This window comes from Streptococcus sp. STC1396 (assembly GCF_058933875.1).
On record NZ_JBZYCU010000015.1, the window covers coordinates 18,883 to 33,064 of the forward strand.

The 14,182-nt window shown below is 43.3% G+C and carries 17 protein-coding genes; 15 read left to right on the plus strand and 2 right to left on the minus strand.

Annotation, left to right across the window (positions count from 1 at the left end; all coding sequences use genetic code 11):
• The first annotated feature begins 2 nt into the window (after nt 1–2).
• The 5 genes from mltG to AC5FEC_RS06565 all read left to right on the plus strand — a co-directional run bounded on the left by mltG (nt 3) and on the right by AC5FEC_RS06565 (nt 5,198).
• On the plus strand, nt 3–1,679 hold the full coding sequence (gene mltG / locus AC5FEC_RS06545; RefSeq protein ID WP_493661685.1) for an endolytic transglycosylase MltG: 1,677 nt from the start codon (nt 3–5) through the stop codon (nt 1,677–1,679).
• 83 nt (nt 1,680–1,762) lie between these two features.
• Nucleotides 1,763–2,245 carry a transcription elongation factor GreA gene (gene greA / locus AC5FEC_RS06550; RefSeq protein ID WP_037614661.1) on the plus strand — a complete coding sequence of 161 codons (483 nt, stop codon included), beginning with the start codon at nt 1,763–1,765 and terminating at the stop codon, nt 2,243–2,245.
• A 406-nt stretch (nt 2,246–2,651) separates the two neighbouring features.
• Nucleotides 2,652–3,272: a GTP pyrophosphokinase gene (locus tag AC5FEC_RS06555; RefSeq protein ID WP_493661686.1), complete on the plus strand. Its 621-nt coding sequence runs from the start codon at nt 2,652–2,654 to the stop codon at nt 3,270–3,272.
• 5 nt (nt 3,273–3,277) lie between these two features.
• On the plus strand, nt 3,278–3,979 hold the full coding sequence (locus AC5FEC_RS06560) for a response regulator transcription factor (protein ID WP_037614656.1): 702 nt from the start codon (nt 3,278–3,280) through the stop codon (nt 3,977–3,979).
• Nucleotides 3,963–5,198, plus strand: a complete 1,236-nt coding sequence (locus AC5FEC_RS06565; RefSeq protein WP_493661687.1) for a sensor histidine kinase — start codon at nt 3,963–3,965, stop codon at nt 5,196–5,198. The genes AC5FEC_RS06560 and AC5FEC_RS06565 overlap by 17 nt, the downstream gene beginning before the upstream one ends.
• A 271-nt stretch (nt 5,199–5,469) precedes the next feature.
• On the opposite strand, the gene yidC is transcribed toward AC5FEC_RS06565, so the two are convergent.
• Nucleotides 5,470–6,390 (minus strand): membrane protein insertase YidC, encoded by a 921-nt coding sequence (gene yidC / locus AC5FEC_RS06570; protein ID WP_217473049.1) that lies wholly within the window; start codon nt 6,388–6,390, stop codon nt 5,470–5,472.
• 81 nt (nt 6,391–6,471) lie between these two features.
• The gene (locus AC5FEC_RS06575) at nt 6,472–6,750 is read right to left on the minus strand and encodes an acylphosphatase (protein ID WP_037614650.1); all 279 of its coding nucleotides are present in this window, start codon (nt 6,748–6,750) and stop codon (nt 6,472–6,474) included.
• A gap of 140 nt (nt 6,751–6,890) precedes the next feature.
• Between AC5FEC_RS06575 and AC5FEC_RS06580 the strand changes: the two genes are divergently transcribed.
• The 10 genes from AC5FEC_RS06580 (at nt 6,891) to xerD (ending at nt 14,180) form a co-directional block, all read left to right on the plus strand.
• Nucleotides 6,891–7,631, plus strand: coding sequence for a TrmH family RNA methyltransferase (locus tag AC5FEC_RS06580; RefSeq protein WP_304948191.1), 741 nt, complete (start codon nt 6,891–6,893; stop codon nt 7,629–7,631).
• A gap of 44 nt (nt 7,632–7,675) precedes the next feature.
• A complete protein-coding gene (locus tag AC5FEC_RS06585; protein WP_304948192.1) occupies nt 7,676–8,167 on the plus strand; it encodes an HDIG domain-containing metalloprotein in 492 nt (163 codons plus the stop codon).
• A gap of 19 nt (nt 8,168–8,186) precedes the next feature.
• Entirely contained in the window at nt 8,187–8,870 is a 684-nt protein-coding gene (locus AC5FEC_RS06590) for a Bax inhibitor-1/YccA family protein (RefSeq protein WP_217473052.1), read from the plus strand.
• A gap of 205 nt (nt 8,871–9,075) precedes the next feature.
• Nucleotides 9,076–10,326, plus strand: a complete 1,251-nt coding sequence (locus AC5FEC_RS06595; RefSeq protein WP_493661708.1) for a diaminopimelate decarboxylase — start codon at nt 9,076–9,078, stop codon at nt 10,324–10,326.
• 57 nt (nt 10,327–10,383) lie between these two features.
• Entirely contained in the window at nt 10,384–10,626 is a 243-nt protein-coding gene (locus AC5FEC_RS06600) for a YneF family protein (RefSeq protein WP_217473054.1), read from the plus strand.
• A gap of 102 nt (nt 10,627–10,728) precedes the next feature.
• Entirely contained in the window at nt 10,729–11,523 is a 795-nt protein-coding gene (gene racE, locus AC5FEC_RS06605) for a glutamate racemase (protein ID WP_493661688.1), read from the plus strand.
• Nucleotides 11,520–12,494: a nucleoside-triphosphate diphosphatase gene (locus AC5FEC_RS06610; protein WP_493661689.1), complete on the plus strand. Its 975-nt coding sequence runs from the start codon at nt 11,520–11,522 to the stop codon at nt 12,492–12,494. The genes racE and AC5FEC_RS06610 overlap by 4 nt, the downstream gene beginning before the upstream one ends.
• Nucleotides 12,473–12,994 carry a metallophosphoesterase gene (locus tag AC5FEC_RS06615; protein WP_234550349.1) on the plus strand — a complete coding sequence of 174 codons (522 nt, stop codon included), beginning with the start codon at nt 12,473–12,475 and terminating at the stop codon, nt 12,992–12,994. Before AC5FEC_RS06610 ends, AC5FEC_RS06615 begins: the two co-directional genes overlap by 22 nt.
• The gene (cbpB, locus tag AC5FEC_RS06620; RefSeq protein WP_062199126.1) at nt 12,991–13,452 is read left to right on the plus strand and encodes a cyclic-di-AMP-binding protein CbpB; all 462 of its coding nucleotides are present in this window, start codon (nt 12,991–12,993) and stop codon (nt 13,450–13,452) included. Before AC5FEC_RS06615 ends, cbpB begins: the two co-directional genes overlap by 4 nt.
• Nucleotides 13,449–14,180, plus strand: coding sequence for a site-specific tyrosine recombinase XerD (gene xerD / locus AC5FEC_RS06625; RefSeq protein WP_037614629.1), 732 nt, complete (start codon nt 13,449–13,451; stop codon nt 14,178–14,180). The genes cbpB and xerD overlap by 4 nt, the downstream gene beginning before the upstream one ends.
• Nucleotides 14,181–14,182 lie beyond the last annotated feature (2 nt).

The window sequence follows — 14,182 nt, forward strand, 5'->3', positions numbered from 1 at the left end:
TTATGAACAAGGAGGTCAAGTTTTTGACTGAAAATTCACAAGATAAAGAGAAAAATCTGAGCTTTAAGGAACAGATTCTAAAAGAATTGGCAGGGGCTGGTGGAGAAGGACAGTCTTCGGACTTAGAACCAGCAGCTGACAATAAAGAAGCAGTGCTCACCGAAAACATTGAATCCCTTCTTTCGTCTGTTGAGGCTTCTCATAAGGCTTTAGCGGAGATTTCTGAAGAAACACCTGTAACTGATAGTCTGGTAAACACAGAAACTTCGGAAGAGGAAAAAGCTGAAGATGGCCAAACAATGATACTGGAAAGCTTGATAGCTAATTTGGGAACAGAAGCACAAGCTGCGGATGCTCAGGAAGTTAAAGTTGCCGAGCCTGAAACACGTGATGGTGAATCAATGACTTCTTCAAAGGTGCCAGTGTCTTATAAAGTTTCAGGAGAAGCAGCTCCTGAGCCTCAAGTAGAAGAAGAGCCAGCTCAAAAGATAAGTGAAAATCTATCTCGTGCCGATCGGGCAAGAAATACAAAGAAAAAGAAGCGTCAGAACAAGGTGGCACGGAATATTGTTCTAACGGTTCTACTTATCGTTCTGATAGGTGTTGGAGTTACAGGTTTTGTTGGCTACAACTATTTCTCTTCTGCTCTGAAACCGATTGATGCAAATTCTACGGAGTACGTTACAGTCGAAATTCCAGCTGGATCAAGCTCTAAAGAAATCGGTGAAATTCTTGAAAAGAATGGCCTGATTAAGAACGCTCAAGTTTTTAATCTTTATTCAAAAATCAGAAGTTACGGCAATTACCAATCTGGTTATTATAATCTACAAAAGAGCATGGACTTAGACTCTATTGCTAAGCAGCTACAAGAAGGTGGTACAGAAACGCCACAGCCACCAGTTCTTGGAAAAATTACCATTCCGGAAGGCTATACGCTTGAGCAAATTGCGGAGACAGTCACTGTCAATGCAGCTGCAACTTCAAAAAAGAATGCTAAGACACCATTTAGCAAGGAAGATTTCTTAAATAAAGTTCAAGATGAGGACTTTATTGCGAAAATGCTTGCCAAATATCCGCAACTCTTAGCAACTCTTCCTGGAAAGGACAGTGGGGTCAAGTACCGACTGGAAGGCTATCTCTTCCCAGCTACTTATGAATATGGGAAGGAAACTACAGTTGAGGAACTGATTGACCAAATGTTGGCTGCTATGAATACGAATTTGTCGCAGTATTACTCAATAATTGAGTCTAAAAACCTGACTGTCAATGAAGTATTAACTCTTGCTTCACTGGTTGAAAAAGAGGGTTCAACTGACCAGGATCGTAAAGATATTGCCAGTGTCTTTTATAATCGTTTGAACCAAGCAATGCCGCTTCAAAGTAATATTGCGCTCCTTTATGCTCAAGGAAAGCTTGGAAAAAAGACGACTCTCAAAGAAGATGCTGAGATTGATACCAATATTGATTCTCCATACAATGTTTATAAGAATCAAGGTCTGATGCCTGGACCAGTAGATAGCCCAAGCCTCTCCGCCTTAGAAGCTACAATTAACCCAAGTAAGACAGACTATCTTTACTTTGTAGCCAATGTGGAAACAGGTGTTGTCTACTTTGCAAACACATACGAAGAACATGCTAAGAATGTAGAAGAACATGTCAATAGCAAGCTAACCCAATAAAGCGACAGTTCTAACAAAATTATGTGGTTTTCCACATAATTTTGTTTTATTAAAAAATAAAATAAAAGAAAAGAGAAAAAATTATGGCTGAAAAAACGTATCCGATGACCCTTGCGGAAAAGGAAAAATTAGAAAAAGAATTAGAAGAATTAAAATTGGTCCGACGTCCAGAAGTGGTAGAGCGCATTAAAATTGCTCGTTCTTATGGAGATTTGTCAGAAAACAGTGAATACGAAGCAGCGAAAGATGAACAAGCCTTTGTGGAAGGTCAGATTTCCAGTCTTGAGACTAAAATTCGCTATGCTGTGATTGTAGATAGTGATGCAGTTGCCAAGGATGAAGTTGCTATCGGGAAAACAGTTACCATTCAAGAAGTCGGTGAAACAGAAGAAGAGGTTTATATCATTGTTGGTTCTGCTGGAGCAGATGCTTTTGCTGGTAAAGTTTCAAATGAAAGTCCAATTGGCCAAGCTCTGATTGGTAAGAAAACCGGTGACACTGCAACGGTTGAAACACCAGTTGGCAGCTATGATGTTAAAATCTTAAAAGTTGAAAAAACAGTCTAAATGAATTTGAAAATCTAAAAGCTGAACAATCAGCTTTTTTTGTTTTCGATTTGTTTAAGTCAGAATGTGTATGATGGAGCTCTAAGGGTAAAAAGAGATTTTCCGTAGGTTGATGAAGTGATTCTGTAGCCAAACGGTACGAGAGATTGAAATAGTCTAAGATATTTTTTAGCCCCGACCTTTATGCTTAGTAAGAGTAAACCAACCGATTATCATAAAACAGAAATGAAAGACGGCGACCTTGGGAAGTGTCAGGGAGGAATGAGAAAGTTAGCATTTAGGTAGGGGAGTACGGCAAACTAAGCTAACTACATAATAAAAGATAAACGGAATGACTATAGGGTAGAAGTAGGGAAATTACAGATGGATATGTTATAATGAGAAAAGGAAAAATGAGGAGAGGATCATGCAAGAGCAAGCTATTTATGGCAAATACGGTGACTATTTGCCCAAAATACTAGAAGATATCAGTCAGCGTATCAAAGCTGAAAATAAAAAAATAAAGCAGGAAACGGGACATAAGCTGTTTGAGCATTTTAATGCTCGTGTCAAGGATGAGGCCAGCATGCTGGAAAAATGTAATCGTAAGAATCTGCCACCGACTCCTGAGTCTGCTCTCAAGAAAATTCGCGATGCGATTGGGATTCGGATTGTTTGTGGATTTATTGACGATATTTATCAGACGATTGATATCATTCGGGGGTTGGAGAGCTGTAAGATTATCCTTGAGAAGGACTACATCCTGTCGGCCAAACCAAATGGTTACCGCTCCTATCATTTGATTTTAGAAGTGGAAACGCCCTATGAAGACTGTTTGGGCAATCAGCCAGGCTCTTATTTTGTGGAAGTCCAGCTGCGGACCATTGCCATGGATTCTTGGGCTAGTCTGGAGCATCAGATGAAATACAAGCATGAAATCAAAGACACCAAGCGGATTGTTCGAGAGCTGAAGCGCTGTGCGGATGAGCTGGCTTCCTGTGATGTGACCATGCAGACCATCCGTAATCTGATCCGAGAAAGTGAGTAGAAAAGATGAAAATTTTGTTAGCAGAAGATGAGGAACAGCTCTCCCGTGTTTTACAAACAGCCATGATCCACGAAGGTTATGAGGTGGATGCGGCTTTTGATGGACAAAAAGCTGTTGACTTAGCTTTGGAAAATGCCTATGACTTGATGATTTTAGATATTATGATGCCGAAGAAAACGGGTCTGGAAGCCCTAAGAGAAATCCGTCAGTCAGGGAATACGAGTCATGTCATCATGCTGACGGCTATGTCAGAAATTGACGACAAGGTCACAGGTCTGGATGCGGGTGCAGATGATTATCTGACCAAACCTTTCTCCCTCAAGGAACTCTTAGCCCGTCTGCGGTCCATGTCGCGTCGTTTGGAGGCTTTCACCCCCAATCTTTTGCAGGTTGGTCGGACCAGTCTGGATGTCGGTGAGCATGAATTAGCCAGCTCAAATTCCATCCGTCTGGCTAGTAAGGAATCCAAAATGATGGAGTTTTTGATGCTAAACAGTGGCAAAAAACTGACAACAAAAGAAATTTTTCAGCATGTCTGGAAGGGCGAGCAAAGCGAGGACTTGGATGAAGGCTTTGTCTGGATCTATATCTCCTATCTCCGCCAAAAGCTCAAGGCCATCAATGCAGACCTGGCTATTTTAGGTGAGGAAAATGGCAGTTTTTGTTTAGTGCCAGTGGAAGGAGACAAGCATGTTTCGGAAACTTAGAGTTCGCTTTATCCTCATAGCATCAGTAGCTGTCACAGGCATCCTCTTTTTTCTGGTTGGGGCTCTTAACTCAGTCCGATTTCTTCAAACGACTGGAGAAATCCAAGCAGTATTGAATATCTTGTCAGACAATCAGGGAGAATTTCCTAGTGTGCAGGCTACGGCTCAGGCTTTAGATAACGACCGCATTTCGATTGATACCATTTATCAATACCGCTATTATAGCGCTGTATTTAATGAAGATGGAACGGTCTACTCATCCAATCTGAACAATATTTCTAACCTTTCTCAGGAGCAAGCTTTAAAATCTGCCAAATCAGTCGTCAAACAGCACCGAAAAAATGGGATTTTTACTATCGGTGGTCAGTATTACTCCTATCAAGTGACGTGGGATTCAAGGACCAAGCGCTACTTGGCTGTTGTGCTGGACTCGACCAAATACCTTGAGGATCGTAATGACTTTCTGTGGGTTTCCATTCGTTCGGCTCTTTATAGCGTCATTTTCTTTATTGTCGTCATTTCCGTTGTGTCTAGTTGGGCCATTCGTCCCTATGTCAGGAATTATGAGAAGCAGAAGCGTTTTATCACCAATGCTGGTCATGAACTGAAAACGCCTCTGGCGATCATTTCAGCCAATACAGAGTTGCAGGAATTGATGACGGGAGAAAATGAGTGGACGGAAAGCACTAAGGATCAGGTCAATCGTCTCAGCAATCTCATCAATCAAATGGTCAGTCTGGCTCGTTTGGAGGAGCAACCAGATATAGCCTTGGTAGATGTGGACTTTTCCAGCCTTGTCCAAAAAGCAGCCCAAGATTTCAAATCTGTTGCTGAAAAAGCTGGGAAGGACTATCATATCGGGGTTCAGGATGGGATTCATGTCAGGGCAAGTCAAGATGAACTCTATGAATTAGTCAGCATTTTGATTGACAATGCTTGTAAATACTGCGATGAGGACGGTCAGATTTTTGTGACCCTGACCAAGGCTAAGCGTAGAAAACGGGCACGTTTGATTGTTTCCAATAGCTATGCGGATGGGAAAAATGTCGACTATAGTCGCTTTTTTGACCGTTTTTACCGCGAAGATGAATCCCATAATCATAAGCAGGCAGGTTACGGAATTGGACTCTCCATGGCCGAAAGTCTGGTCAATCTTTTTAAAGGAAAAATCGCAGCCAGCTATAAAAAAGGCTTCATCAGCTTTACAATCCTGATTTAGCAGTTGAAATCAGCTTGCAGAAGGCCAGCTTGTATCGTCTTTCGATTGCATCCCCTCGTTTTAAACTCAGAAAATACTGGGATACTCTTTTGCTTTTTAAAGATAAGACTTAGGGGTAAAATGATTCTTAGAATGTTTTGTTTTCGAGATTGATTTGACGAAAATTTCAACAGTCTTCTCGTCTATTGCAGCATCCTGAAAGCAAACCGAAAGAAGTTAAGAAGACAAAAATCGCTCTTCTATGTGAATTAGAAGAGCGATTTTTATTTGTTTATCTAGAACGTTGTTTCCCAGCGTTACGGTTGTTTTTCTTTTTATTGCTATGGCTGATGGCCTGACTAGCTTTTGGTGTTACATCTTTTACTCGTCCTGAGTTTCTCATGGCTTTTGGAGGATTCTTTTTATACTCTTCAGCCACTTGTTTTCTAATCCGTGGGCGAATCAAATAATTGATCATGAATTGCTGAATAATTTGGATGAAACCGCCGACAACCCAATAGAGGGTTACAGCTGCTGGCGACATGAAGGAGAAGACAACAATCATAATCGGGCTCATATAAGAAGCGCGTTTCATCTGCTCTTTTTGTGCTTCGTCTTCTATACCATGAAGGGAGAGGACAGACTGAAGATAGTAGAGCACCCCAACAATGAGAGTCAAGACAATACTTGATTTTCCAAGGTCAATACCAAGAAATGTACTGCTTGCCACGCCTTCAGTGTACTGAGCAGCAAAGAAGAGAGCTGAGAAGAAAGGCATTTGGATGAGCAGGGGTAAGCAGCCGATACCGCCAAACATACTCAAGCCATTTTCTCGCTGAGCCGCCATCAATTCTTGCTGAGCCTGTAGCTTTTCTTCTTGCGTTTCAGCATTATTGACCCGTTCTTGGAGCGGCGCAAAGATAGGTTTGAAGTAGTTCATCTTTTCCGACTGAAGAGTAGCCTTCCAAGACTGGTAAATCCCGAGAGGGAGGATAATAATCCGCACAATCAGAGTGACAAGAATGACCCCCATCCCAAAGCCGAGATGCATATTATTGGCGAAGAACTTAATGGCTTCTCCCATAGGATGCCCCAACAGGTTCCAGATGATTCCAGATGGATTTCCGGCTTTGTCTCGTCCGACACATCCAGTCAATAAAAGGAGCAGGGACAAGCTCATTCCAGAGAATAAAATACGTTTAAATTTTTTCACGAGTTCATTTCCTTTGTTTCTAAAAAATAATACCTATCTATTCTACTGTTTTTTTGCAAAATATACAATAGTTCTGCAGACCTAATTTGCAATTTTAAAGTCGGTATAGGAATCAAAATTGGCCATGGTTACATCTAGATAGCTTACTTTAGAAAAAGGAGTCGGGCCTTTGCGGATTTCCTGAATGAATTTGGCCATGAGAGCAGATGTTTCGGCTTGGGCCAAAATTTCGACAGTGCCGTCATCGTTATTCCAGACACGACCAGTAATCCCGCCGATTTCCAGAGCTAAAGAATAGACTCCCCAGCGAAAACCGACACCTTGGACACGTCCTTGAGCAATCATTCTCACTTTTTGCATAGCTGCCTCCTTTTGTAACGGGCCAGAACTCAACCGCCAGCTTCTCCGCTTTCCTCAGCCTGCTGAGCAGGTTGAGATTTTCTTTGCGGATAAGTCTGGAGGATGAGTCCAAAACCGTCAGATTGTGGTATAATGTACTTATGAATATTATAACCTCAAAAGCCAATAATGTGGTGAAAAAAGCTAAAAAACTGCATCAAAAAAAGTATCGCAGCGAATCTTATCTGATTGAGGGCTGGCATCTTTTTGAGGAGGCTCTGGCCAGTCAGGCACGGATTCTGCGAATTTTTGCCTTGGCAGAGTACGAAGAGCGTTTGGCGGAATTTTCTCAGACGATTTTTGTCAGTCCCGAGATTCTCAGTGATTTAGCAGATAGTAAAACACCTCAGGGAATCGTCGCAGAATTGGCCTTTGATGAGCAGAATATTCCAGAAAAGCTGGAAGGAGCCTATCTCTTTTTAGAGGATGTACAGGATCCTGGCAATGTCGGAACTATCATCCGAACAGCGGATGCGGCAGGCTATCAGGGAGTGTTCATTTCTAGTCACTCTGCTGATATTTACAATCTAAAAACGCTGCGCTCCATGCAGGGCAGCCATTTCCATTTGCCGATTTATCGCGTGAGCAGAGAGGAAATGCTTGCTCTTGCGCGTAAAAATAAGCTGCAACTTCTGGCTTCGACGTTGTCAGAAGATTCCGTTGACTATCAAAGAGTCGAAAAAAATGAGCATTTTGTCCTGGTCGTGGGCAATGAAGGTCAGGGAATCAGTCAAGAAATGACGGACGCGGCCGATGTTTTGGTTCATATTTCGATGAAAGGCCAAGCAGAGAGTCTAAATGTCGCTGTGGCAGCTGGAATTCTGATGTTTGCTTTAAGCTAGTTTTTAGAAATCTTTCTATAATGAAACTAAACGGAGGTGATGTTATGCCTTACAGAGAAGATGAAGAATTTATGGCTTATGTGGGGCATTTAATTGAAAAACCCAGTGTGCAGCGCTTGAAAGAGATTACCCATCATATTCATTCCAACCGACTTGAACATTCGATTAATGTCAGTTATACTAGTTACAAGATTGCAAAAAAATTTGGCTGGAATGCTCGCAGTACAGCACGAGGTGCTCTTCTTCATGACCTATTTTACTATGACTGGCGTGAAACCAAGTTTAAAAAGAGTCATGCCTGGGTGCATCCCCGTTTAGCAGTCCGTAACGCCCGCAAGATTACCAAGCTCAATCGAGTTGAGGAAGATATTATCATCAAGCACATGTGGGGGGCGACCATTGCTCCGCCGCGCTATAAGGAATCTTATATTGTGACGATAGTGGATAAATATTGGGCAGTCAAGGAAGCAACTGCGCCTTGGCGGCGTAAGATGGGCGGACGCAAAAAGTATCATCGTAAGATGTTGAGAAGTTAAAATGTGAAAAGGAGACATTATGAACAATACAGTTATTCAAGAAAACAGCGGACTTTCTAGTTTTTATTCTAAAGTCTATGGATTTGTCGGGCTGGGAATTGCTATCTCTGCCTTGGTATCAGGCTTAATGCTAACGACCTTTCAGATGGCCATGGTCGATATTTTGCTCAATTATCGTTGGATTTATTATGGGGCTATTTTCCTTGAGTTGGCCTTGGTTTGGTCAGCTTCCAGTATGGGACTTCGCAATAGTCCGGCAGCCATGCCACTCTTTTTGAGTTATTCAGCCTTAAATGGCTTCACCATGAGTTTTATTGTGGCTCTCTATACAGGAGGAGTGGTCTTTAAAGCCTTTGCTGTTAGTGCGGCAGTTTTCATTGTTATGGCAGCAATGGGAATTGTTATCAAAAAAGATTTGTCTGGCCTGGGACGTGCCATGATTGCTGGTTTGATTGGGATTTTGATTGCGAGTCTGGTCAATATTTTCCTTGGTAGCGAGATGGTGGACTATATCGTCAGTTATGTTAGTGTTGTGATTTTCTCTGGCTTGATTGCCTGGGACAATCAAAAAATTCGCTATGTTTATGAGCAAACTGGCGGTCAAGTCGGTCTTGGCTGGGCAATCTCACTTGCTTTGAGTCTTTACCTTGACTTTATCAATCTTTTCCTCAGCATTCTTCGGATTTTCGGAAGAAATGATTAATGACATAAAAAATTAATCCATAACTGCACCTCTAAAGTTGGCTAAGTACAATCTAACTTTAGGGGTGTTTTCGTGTGAAATTTAGGCCCATTATCAACTTGGAGTAGGATAATGTAGTAGAGAGAAGTTCTTGTAACTTCTTTTTCTCAGCTTTGTCATCATTTATGTTATAATATTCTCAGAAAAAGAGAAAGCAGAGATGTGTATGAAAACTCCATTTATCAGTCGTGAACGCTTGGCCGAGCTGACCGAGCAATTTCCAACTCCCTTTCATCTCTATGATGAGAAGGGGATCCGAGCGCGGGTGCGGGCTCTGCACCAAGCCTTTGCTTGGAATCCTGGCTTTAAAGAATATTTTGCCGTTAAGGCGACACCGAATCCTGCTATTTTAAAAATCCTCAAGGAGGAAGGTTGCGGGGTGGACTGTGCCAGCTATGTAGAGCTGATGATGAGCCAAAAGTTGGGCTTTGCAGGTGATGAGATTATGTTTTCGTCCAATAATACGCCAGCCGATGAATTTCGCCTTGCGCGGGAGCTGGGGGCGACCATCAACCTAGATGCCTACGAGGATGTGGCTTTCTTGGAGGAAGTAGCTAGCATTCCCAAGGTGATTTCCTGTCGCTACAATCCCGGCGGTGTCTTTGAGCTGGGCACCAGCATTATGGATCATCCAGAGGAAGCCAAGTTTGGCATGACCAAGGTGCAGCTGATTCAAGCCTTTAAGGAACTCAAGGCGTTGGGAGCAGAGAAATTCGGTATCCATGCTTTCTTGGCCTCCAATACTGTCAGCAATGCCTACTATCCGGAACTGGCTCGTCAGCTTTTTGAGTTAGCGGTAGAGGTCGTAGAAGCGACTGGGGTTGAGCTAGATTTTATCAATCTGTCTGGCGGTGTCGGGGTCAACTACCAGCCTGAAGGTGAGGAAAATGATATTGCGGTCATCGGTCAGGGAGTTCGCCAGGCTTACGAGGAAATCCTGACACCGGCTGGTCTGGGGCAGGTCAAGATTTTCACCGAGCTGGGACGTTTTATGCTGGCGCCTTTCGGTCTCTTGGTGACCAAGGTTACTCACAAAAAGCAAACCTATCGAACCTATCTGGGAGTGGATGCTTCTGCGGTTAATCTCCTTCGTCCTGCTATGTACGGAGCTTATCATCATATTACCAATATGGATCGACCAGAAGGACCGACAGAGATTGTCGATGTGGTCGGCAGTCTCTGTGAAAACAACGATAAATTTGCCATCCAGCGGGAGCTGCCTGTCAGCCAAATCGGCGATACGCTAGTGATTCATGATACTGGTGCCCACGGTTTCTCCATGGGCTATCAATACAATGCCAAGTTGCGCTCTAGCGAGATTCTCCTAGAGGAAAATGGGCAGGCCCGCATGATTCGTCGGGCAGAGAGGCCAGAAGATTATTTCGCGACTCTCTATGGCTTTGATTTTGAAAAATAGAGATAATTTGGTATAATAAAGAGCAATGAAAAAATTGAAATAGGAGTTCGGATTATTATGAATACATTGTTAGCGATTGTATTGATTATGTTAGCTTTCTTTGGCGGGATTTTGCTTGGTATGTACTTGCTTCGCCGTCAGGTTGAAAAGGAATTTGCGGAAAATCCACGTCTCAATGTGGAAGCGGTGCGGACGTTGCTCAGCGCCAGCGGTCAAAAGCCAAGCGAAGCGAGAGTACAGCAGGTTTACCGTCAAATCATTAACCAACAAAAAGCAGCACTTGCTAAAAACAAAAAATAATTTTTCCTCTCTTGGCAGTTTTAGAGCCGATAGGAAATTTCTATATAAAAAAATGGGGATTTGGGCTAAGCTTCCAATCCCTTGTTTTAGAAAGAAGACTTTATGGATAACCGACCGATTGGATTTTTAGACTCAGGGGTGGGCGGTCTGACTGTTGTCCGTGAACTGATGCGGCAGCTCCCCCATGAGGAAGTGGTTTATATAGGTGATTCGGCTCGGGCTCCTTATGGTCCTAGGCCGGCAGAGCAGATTCGGGCTTATACCTGGCAACTGGTCAACTTTCTCTTGACCAAGGATGTTAAGATGATTGTCATTGCCTGCAATACGGCGACAGCTGTTGTCTGGGAGGAAATCAAGGAAAAACTAGACATTCCTGTCCTAGGTGTGATTTTGCCTGGAGCCAGTGCTGCAATCAAGTCAACTGTTGGTGGCAAGATCGGAGTCATTGGCACTCCTATGACGGTGCAGTCGGATATTTACCGTAAAAAGATTGAGGCTCTATCACCAGATATGCAGGTGCAGAGTCTAGCTTGTCCCAAGTTTGTTCCTCTGGTGGAGTCCAATGAGCTCCAGTCTAGCCTGACCAAAAAGGTGGTTTATGAGACTCTGCATCCTCTGGCGGGCAAGGTGGATACTCTTGTCTTGGGCTGTACCCACTACCCCTTGCTGCGGCCTATTATTCAAAATATGATGGGGCCAAGTGTCAAGCTGATTGACAGCGGGGCTGAGTGTGTACGGGATATTTCTGTCCTGCTCAATTATTTCGAAATCAATCGTAGCCGCGAGAAGCATGAACTGAACCATCGTTTTTATACTACAGCCAGTGCTAAGAGATTTGCGGAAATCACAGAAAATTGGCTGAATCTGAAAGTCAATGTGGAGCATGTGACCTTATGACAAAGAACATTTATGAATACAAAGATGCCTCTGATTGGTATGTAGCTGAATGGGGGCACAGTGCCTCTTACAGTGAGTTCGAGCAGGTACCAGCTGAAGCTTCTGAGATTTTAGACCGCTTAGAGAGTGTTTTGGCAGAAGAAGAGCTAGGCCTGCCCTTAAATATCACGGTCATTCGCTATGGCTCAGCCTTTCGCTTTCTGACCTTCTTGCTGGATATTTTAAATCAAGAAACAGGTCGAAAGTTAGAATTGTTGCAGCGACAGGGAGCGCTCCTCTTGGTTGAAGCAGGACAATTGCTCTATGTTCATCTGCCACAAACCGGCGTGGATTTACAAGCCTTTCTGGGAGCAAAAGATATCAAGGATACCCTCTTGATTGCGACTCGCAATGAGGGTAAGACGGCGGAGTTCCGTAAGCTTTTTGGGAAGTTGGGCTATGAGGTGAAAAATCTGAATGACTATCCTGATTTGCCAGAAGTGGCTGAAACAGGCATGACCTTTGAAGAAAATGCCCGTCTCAAGGCTGAAACGATTAGTCAATTGACTGGCAAAATGGTGTTGGCAGATGATTCAGGTCTGCAGGTGGATGTTTTGGGCGGCCTGCCAGGTGTTTGGTCGGCTCGCTTTGCTGGTGTTGGTGCGACAGATGCTGAAAATAATATCAAGCTTCTGCACGAACTGGCTATGGTCTTTGAGATTAAAGACCGCTCTGCTCATTTCCACACAACTCTGGTGGTGGCTAGTCCAGATAAGGAGTCCTTAGTTGTCGAAGCAGATTGGCCGGGCTACATTGCCCATGAGCCCAAAGGTGAAAATGGCTTTGGCTATGATCCTTTGTTCTTAGTCGGAGAGACAGGAAAAACATCAGCTGAGCTGACGATCGAAGAGAAAAATGCCCAGTCTCATCGTGCGCAAGCGGTGCAAAAATTAGTGGAGGTATTTCCAGCATGGCAAAGCAAACAATCATAGTGATGAGTGATTCCCATGGGGATCGTGCCATTGTCGAAGAGATTAAAAATCGTTATTTAGGAAAAGTAGATGCTATTTTTCACGACGGGGACTCAGAGTTGCCTTTTAAAGATGAAATTTGGGAAGGGATTCACGTCGTGGCGGGGAATATGGACTTTTATCCCGGTTATCCTGAGCGTTTGGTGACAGATTTGGATGGGACCATTATTGCCCAAACTCATGGCCATCTTTTCCATATTAACTTTAGCTTTCAAAAATTGGATTTGTGGGCTCAGGAAGTTGGAGCAGATGTCTGTCTTTATGGACACCTGCATATTCCAGATGCTTGGATGGAAGGGAAAACTCTTTTTCTCAATCCAGGTTCTATCAGTCAACCGCGCGGTTTGATTACTGAGAGACTTTATGCCAAGTTAGAAATTGATGAGGAGCGTTTTAAGGTTGATTTTTATACGCGAAATCATGAGCTTTACCCAAGCTTGTCTAAGGAGTTTACCCGATGATTGCTAAGGAATTTGAAGATTATCTTTTGAATTTGGAAGACACTTTTTTGACACCAGAATCCAAACTAGCAGTGATGATCGACACCCACAATGTAGACCATGCGATTCTCTTGTTGAGTCAGATGACCTACTCGCGGATTCCAGTGGTGACAGCGAAGAAAAAGTTTGTCGGGACCATTTCTCTGACAGATATCATGGCTTATCGGATGCAGCATGAGCTACCGGAGGAAGAGTTTATGTCAATGGATATTGTCCATATGACTCGAAAAGATGTTCTGACCGTCGAGCCAGATTACCAGATTTCAGATGTTCTGCGTAAGCTGGTAGACGAGTCTTTCTTGCCTGTTGTGGATAAAAAACATCGTTTTTATGGGATTATTACCAGAAAATCGATTTTGAAAGCTGTGAATTCGCTGATGCATAATTTCACGAGTCAGTATGAGATTTCCAAAAAATGAAAGAACAAATCACCCCTTTTTTAGAGCAAAAAAACATCTCGGAAAATTCAAAACTAGCCTATTCCTACGATTTGGAGCAATTTGTCAATGAAATCCACAGTAAGGTGACGGAGACCAATTTACGGATTTATCAAGCTTCCATCAAGGATTTTAAGGCGGCTGTCCAGAAGCGAAAGCTCTCAGCGGTTAATCAATTTCTCTATTATCTTTACGAGAACAAGATGATTGGAGAATTTCACCGCTTGACCTTGCCCAAGGTCGCGATTTCCAAGGAACTTGAAAGTGAGCTGATGGACTTGTCAGCTTTTTGGGAGACTTCTGCGGTTCCGCATGGCCGACTAATGGCGCTCCTGATTTTGGAAATGGGTCTCTTGCCAAGTGAAATCCTGCAGGTCAAGGTTGAGGACATTAATCTTGACTTTCAGGTTTTGCGGATTGAGAAGGCTGGGCAGAAGCGGATAATAAAAATCCCTGAAAGTCTGACGGATGAGTTGGGTGACTATTTGACAGGGACTTATTTATTTGAAAAGAATGGCAAGTCCTATTCACGCCAATGGGGCTTTCGCCAGCTGGAAGCTTTCTTGATTGAGCAAGGGCAGGCCAGCTTGTCAGCCCAAAGCCTGCGGGAGCAGTTTATTTTGCGCCAGCGGGAAAAAGGTGTCGGCATCTACGACATTGCTCGTGATCTGGGCTTGAAGACAGTGATTACATTAGAAAAATACAGATAAGA

Bases quoted from the DNA above. Each gene is read 5' to 3' on its own strand.
- greA (WP_037614661.1), top strand. From the start codon at position 1,763: ATGGCTGAAAAAACGTATCCGATGACCCTTGCGGAAAAGGAAAAATTA.
- AC5FEC_RS06580 (WP_304948191.1), top strand. From the start codon at position 6,891: ATGAATATTATAACCTCAAAAGCCAATAATGTGGTGAAAAAAGCTAAA.
- AC5FEC_RS06590 (WP_217473052.1), top strand. From the start codon at position 8,187: ATGAACAATACAGTTATTCAAGAAAACAGCGGACTTTCTAGTTTTTAT.
- AC5FEC_RS06560 (WP_037614656.1), top strand. From the start codon at position 3,278: ATGAAAATTTTGTTAGCAGAAGATGAGGAACAGCTCTCCCGTGTTTTA.
- mltG (WP_493661685.1), top strand. From the start codon at position 3: ATGAACAAGGAGGTCAAGTTTTTGACTGAAAATTCACAAGATAAAGAG.
- AC5FEC_RS06565 (WP_493661687.1), top strand. From the start codon at position 3,963: ATGTTTCGGAAACTTAGAGTTCGCTTTATCCTCATAGCATCAGTAGCT.
- xerD (WP_037614629.1), top strand. From the start codon at position 13,449: ATGAAAGAACAAATCACCCCTTTTTTAGAGCAAAAAAACATCTCGGAA.
- AC5FEC_RS06600 (WP_217473054.1), top strand. From the start codon at position 10,384: ATGAATACATTGTTAGCGATTGTATTGATTATGTTAGCTTTCTTTGGC.
- AC5FEC_RS06610 (WP_493661689.1), top strand. From the start codon at position 11,520: ATGACAAAGAACATTTATGAATACAAAGATGCCTCTGATTGGTATGTA.
- AC5FEC_RS06595 (WP_493661708.1), top strand. From the start codon at position 9,076: ATGAAAACTCCATTTATCAGTCGTGAACGCTTGGCCGAGCTGACCGAG.
- racE (WP_493661688.1), top strand. From the start codon at position 10,729: ATGGATAACCGACCGATTGGATTTTTAGACTCAGGGGTGGGCGGTCTG.
- AC5FEC_RS06615 (WP_234550349.1), top strand. From the start codon at position 12,473: ATGGCAAAGCAAACAATCATAGTGATGAGTGATTCCCATGGGGATCGT.
- cbpB (WP_062199126.1), top strand. From the start codon at position 12,991: ATGATTGCTAAGGAATTTGAAGATTATCTTTTGAATTTGGAAGACACT.
- AC5FEC_RS06555 (WP_493661686.1), top strand. From the start codon at position 2,652: ATGCAAGAGCAAGCTATTTATGGCAAATACGGTGACTATTTGCCCAAA.
- AC5FEC_RS06575 (WP_037614650.1), bottom strand. From the start codon at position 6,750: ATGCAAAAAGTGAGAATGATTGCTCAAGGACGTGTCCAAGGTGTCGGT.
- AC5FEC_RS06585 (WP_304948192.1), top strand. From the start codon at position 7,676: ATGCCTTACAGAGAAGATGAAGAATTTATGGCTTATGTGGGGCATTTA.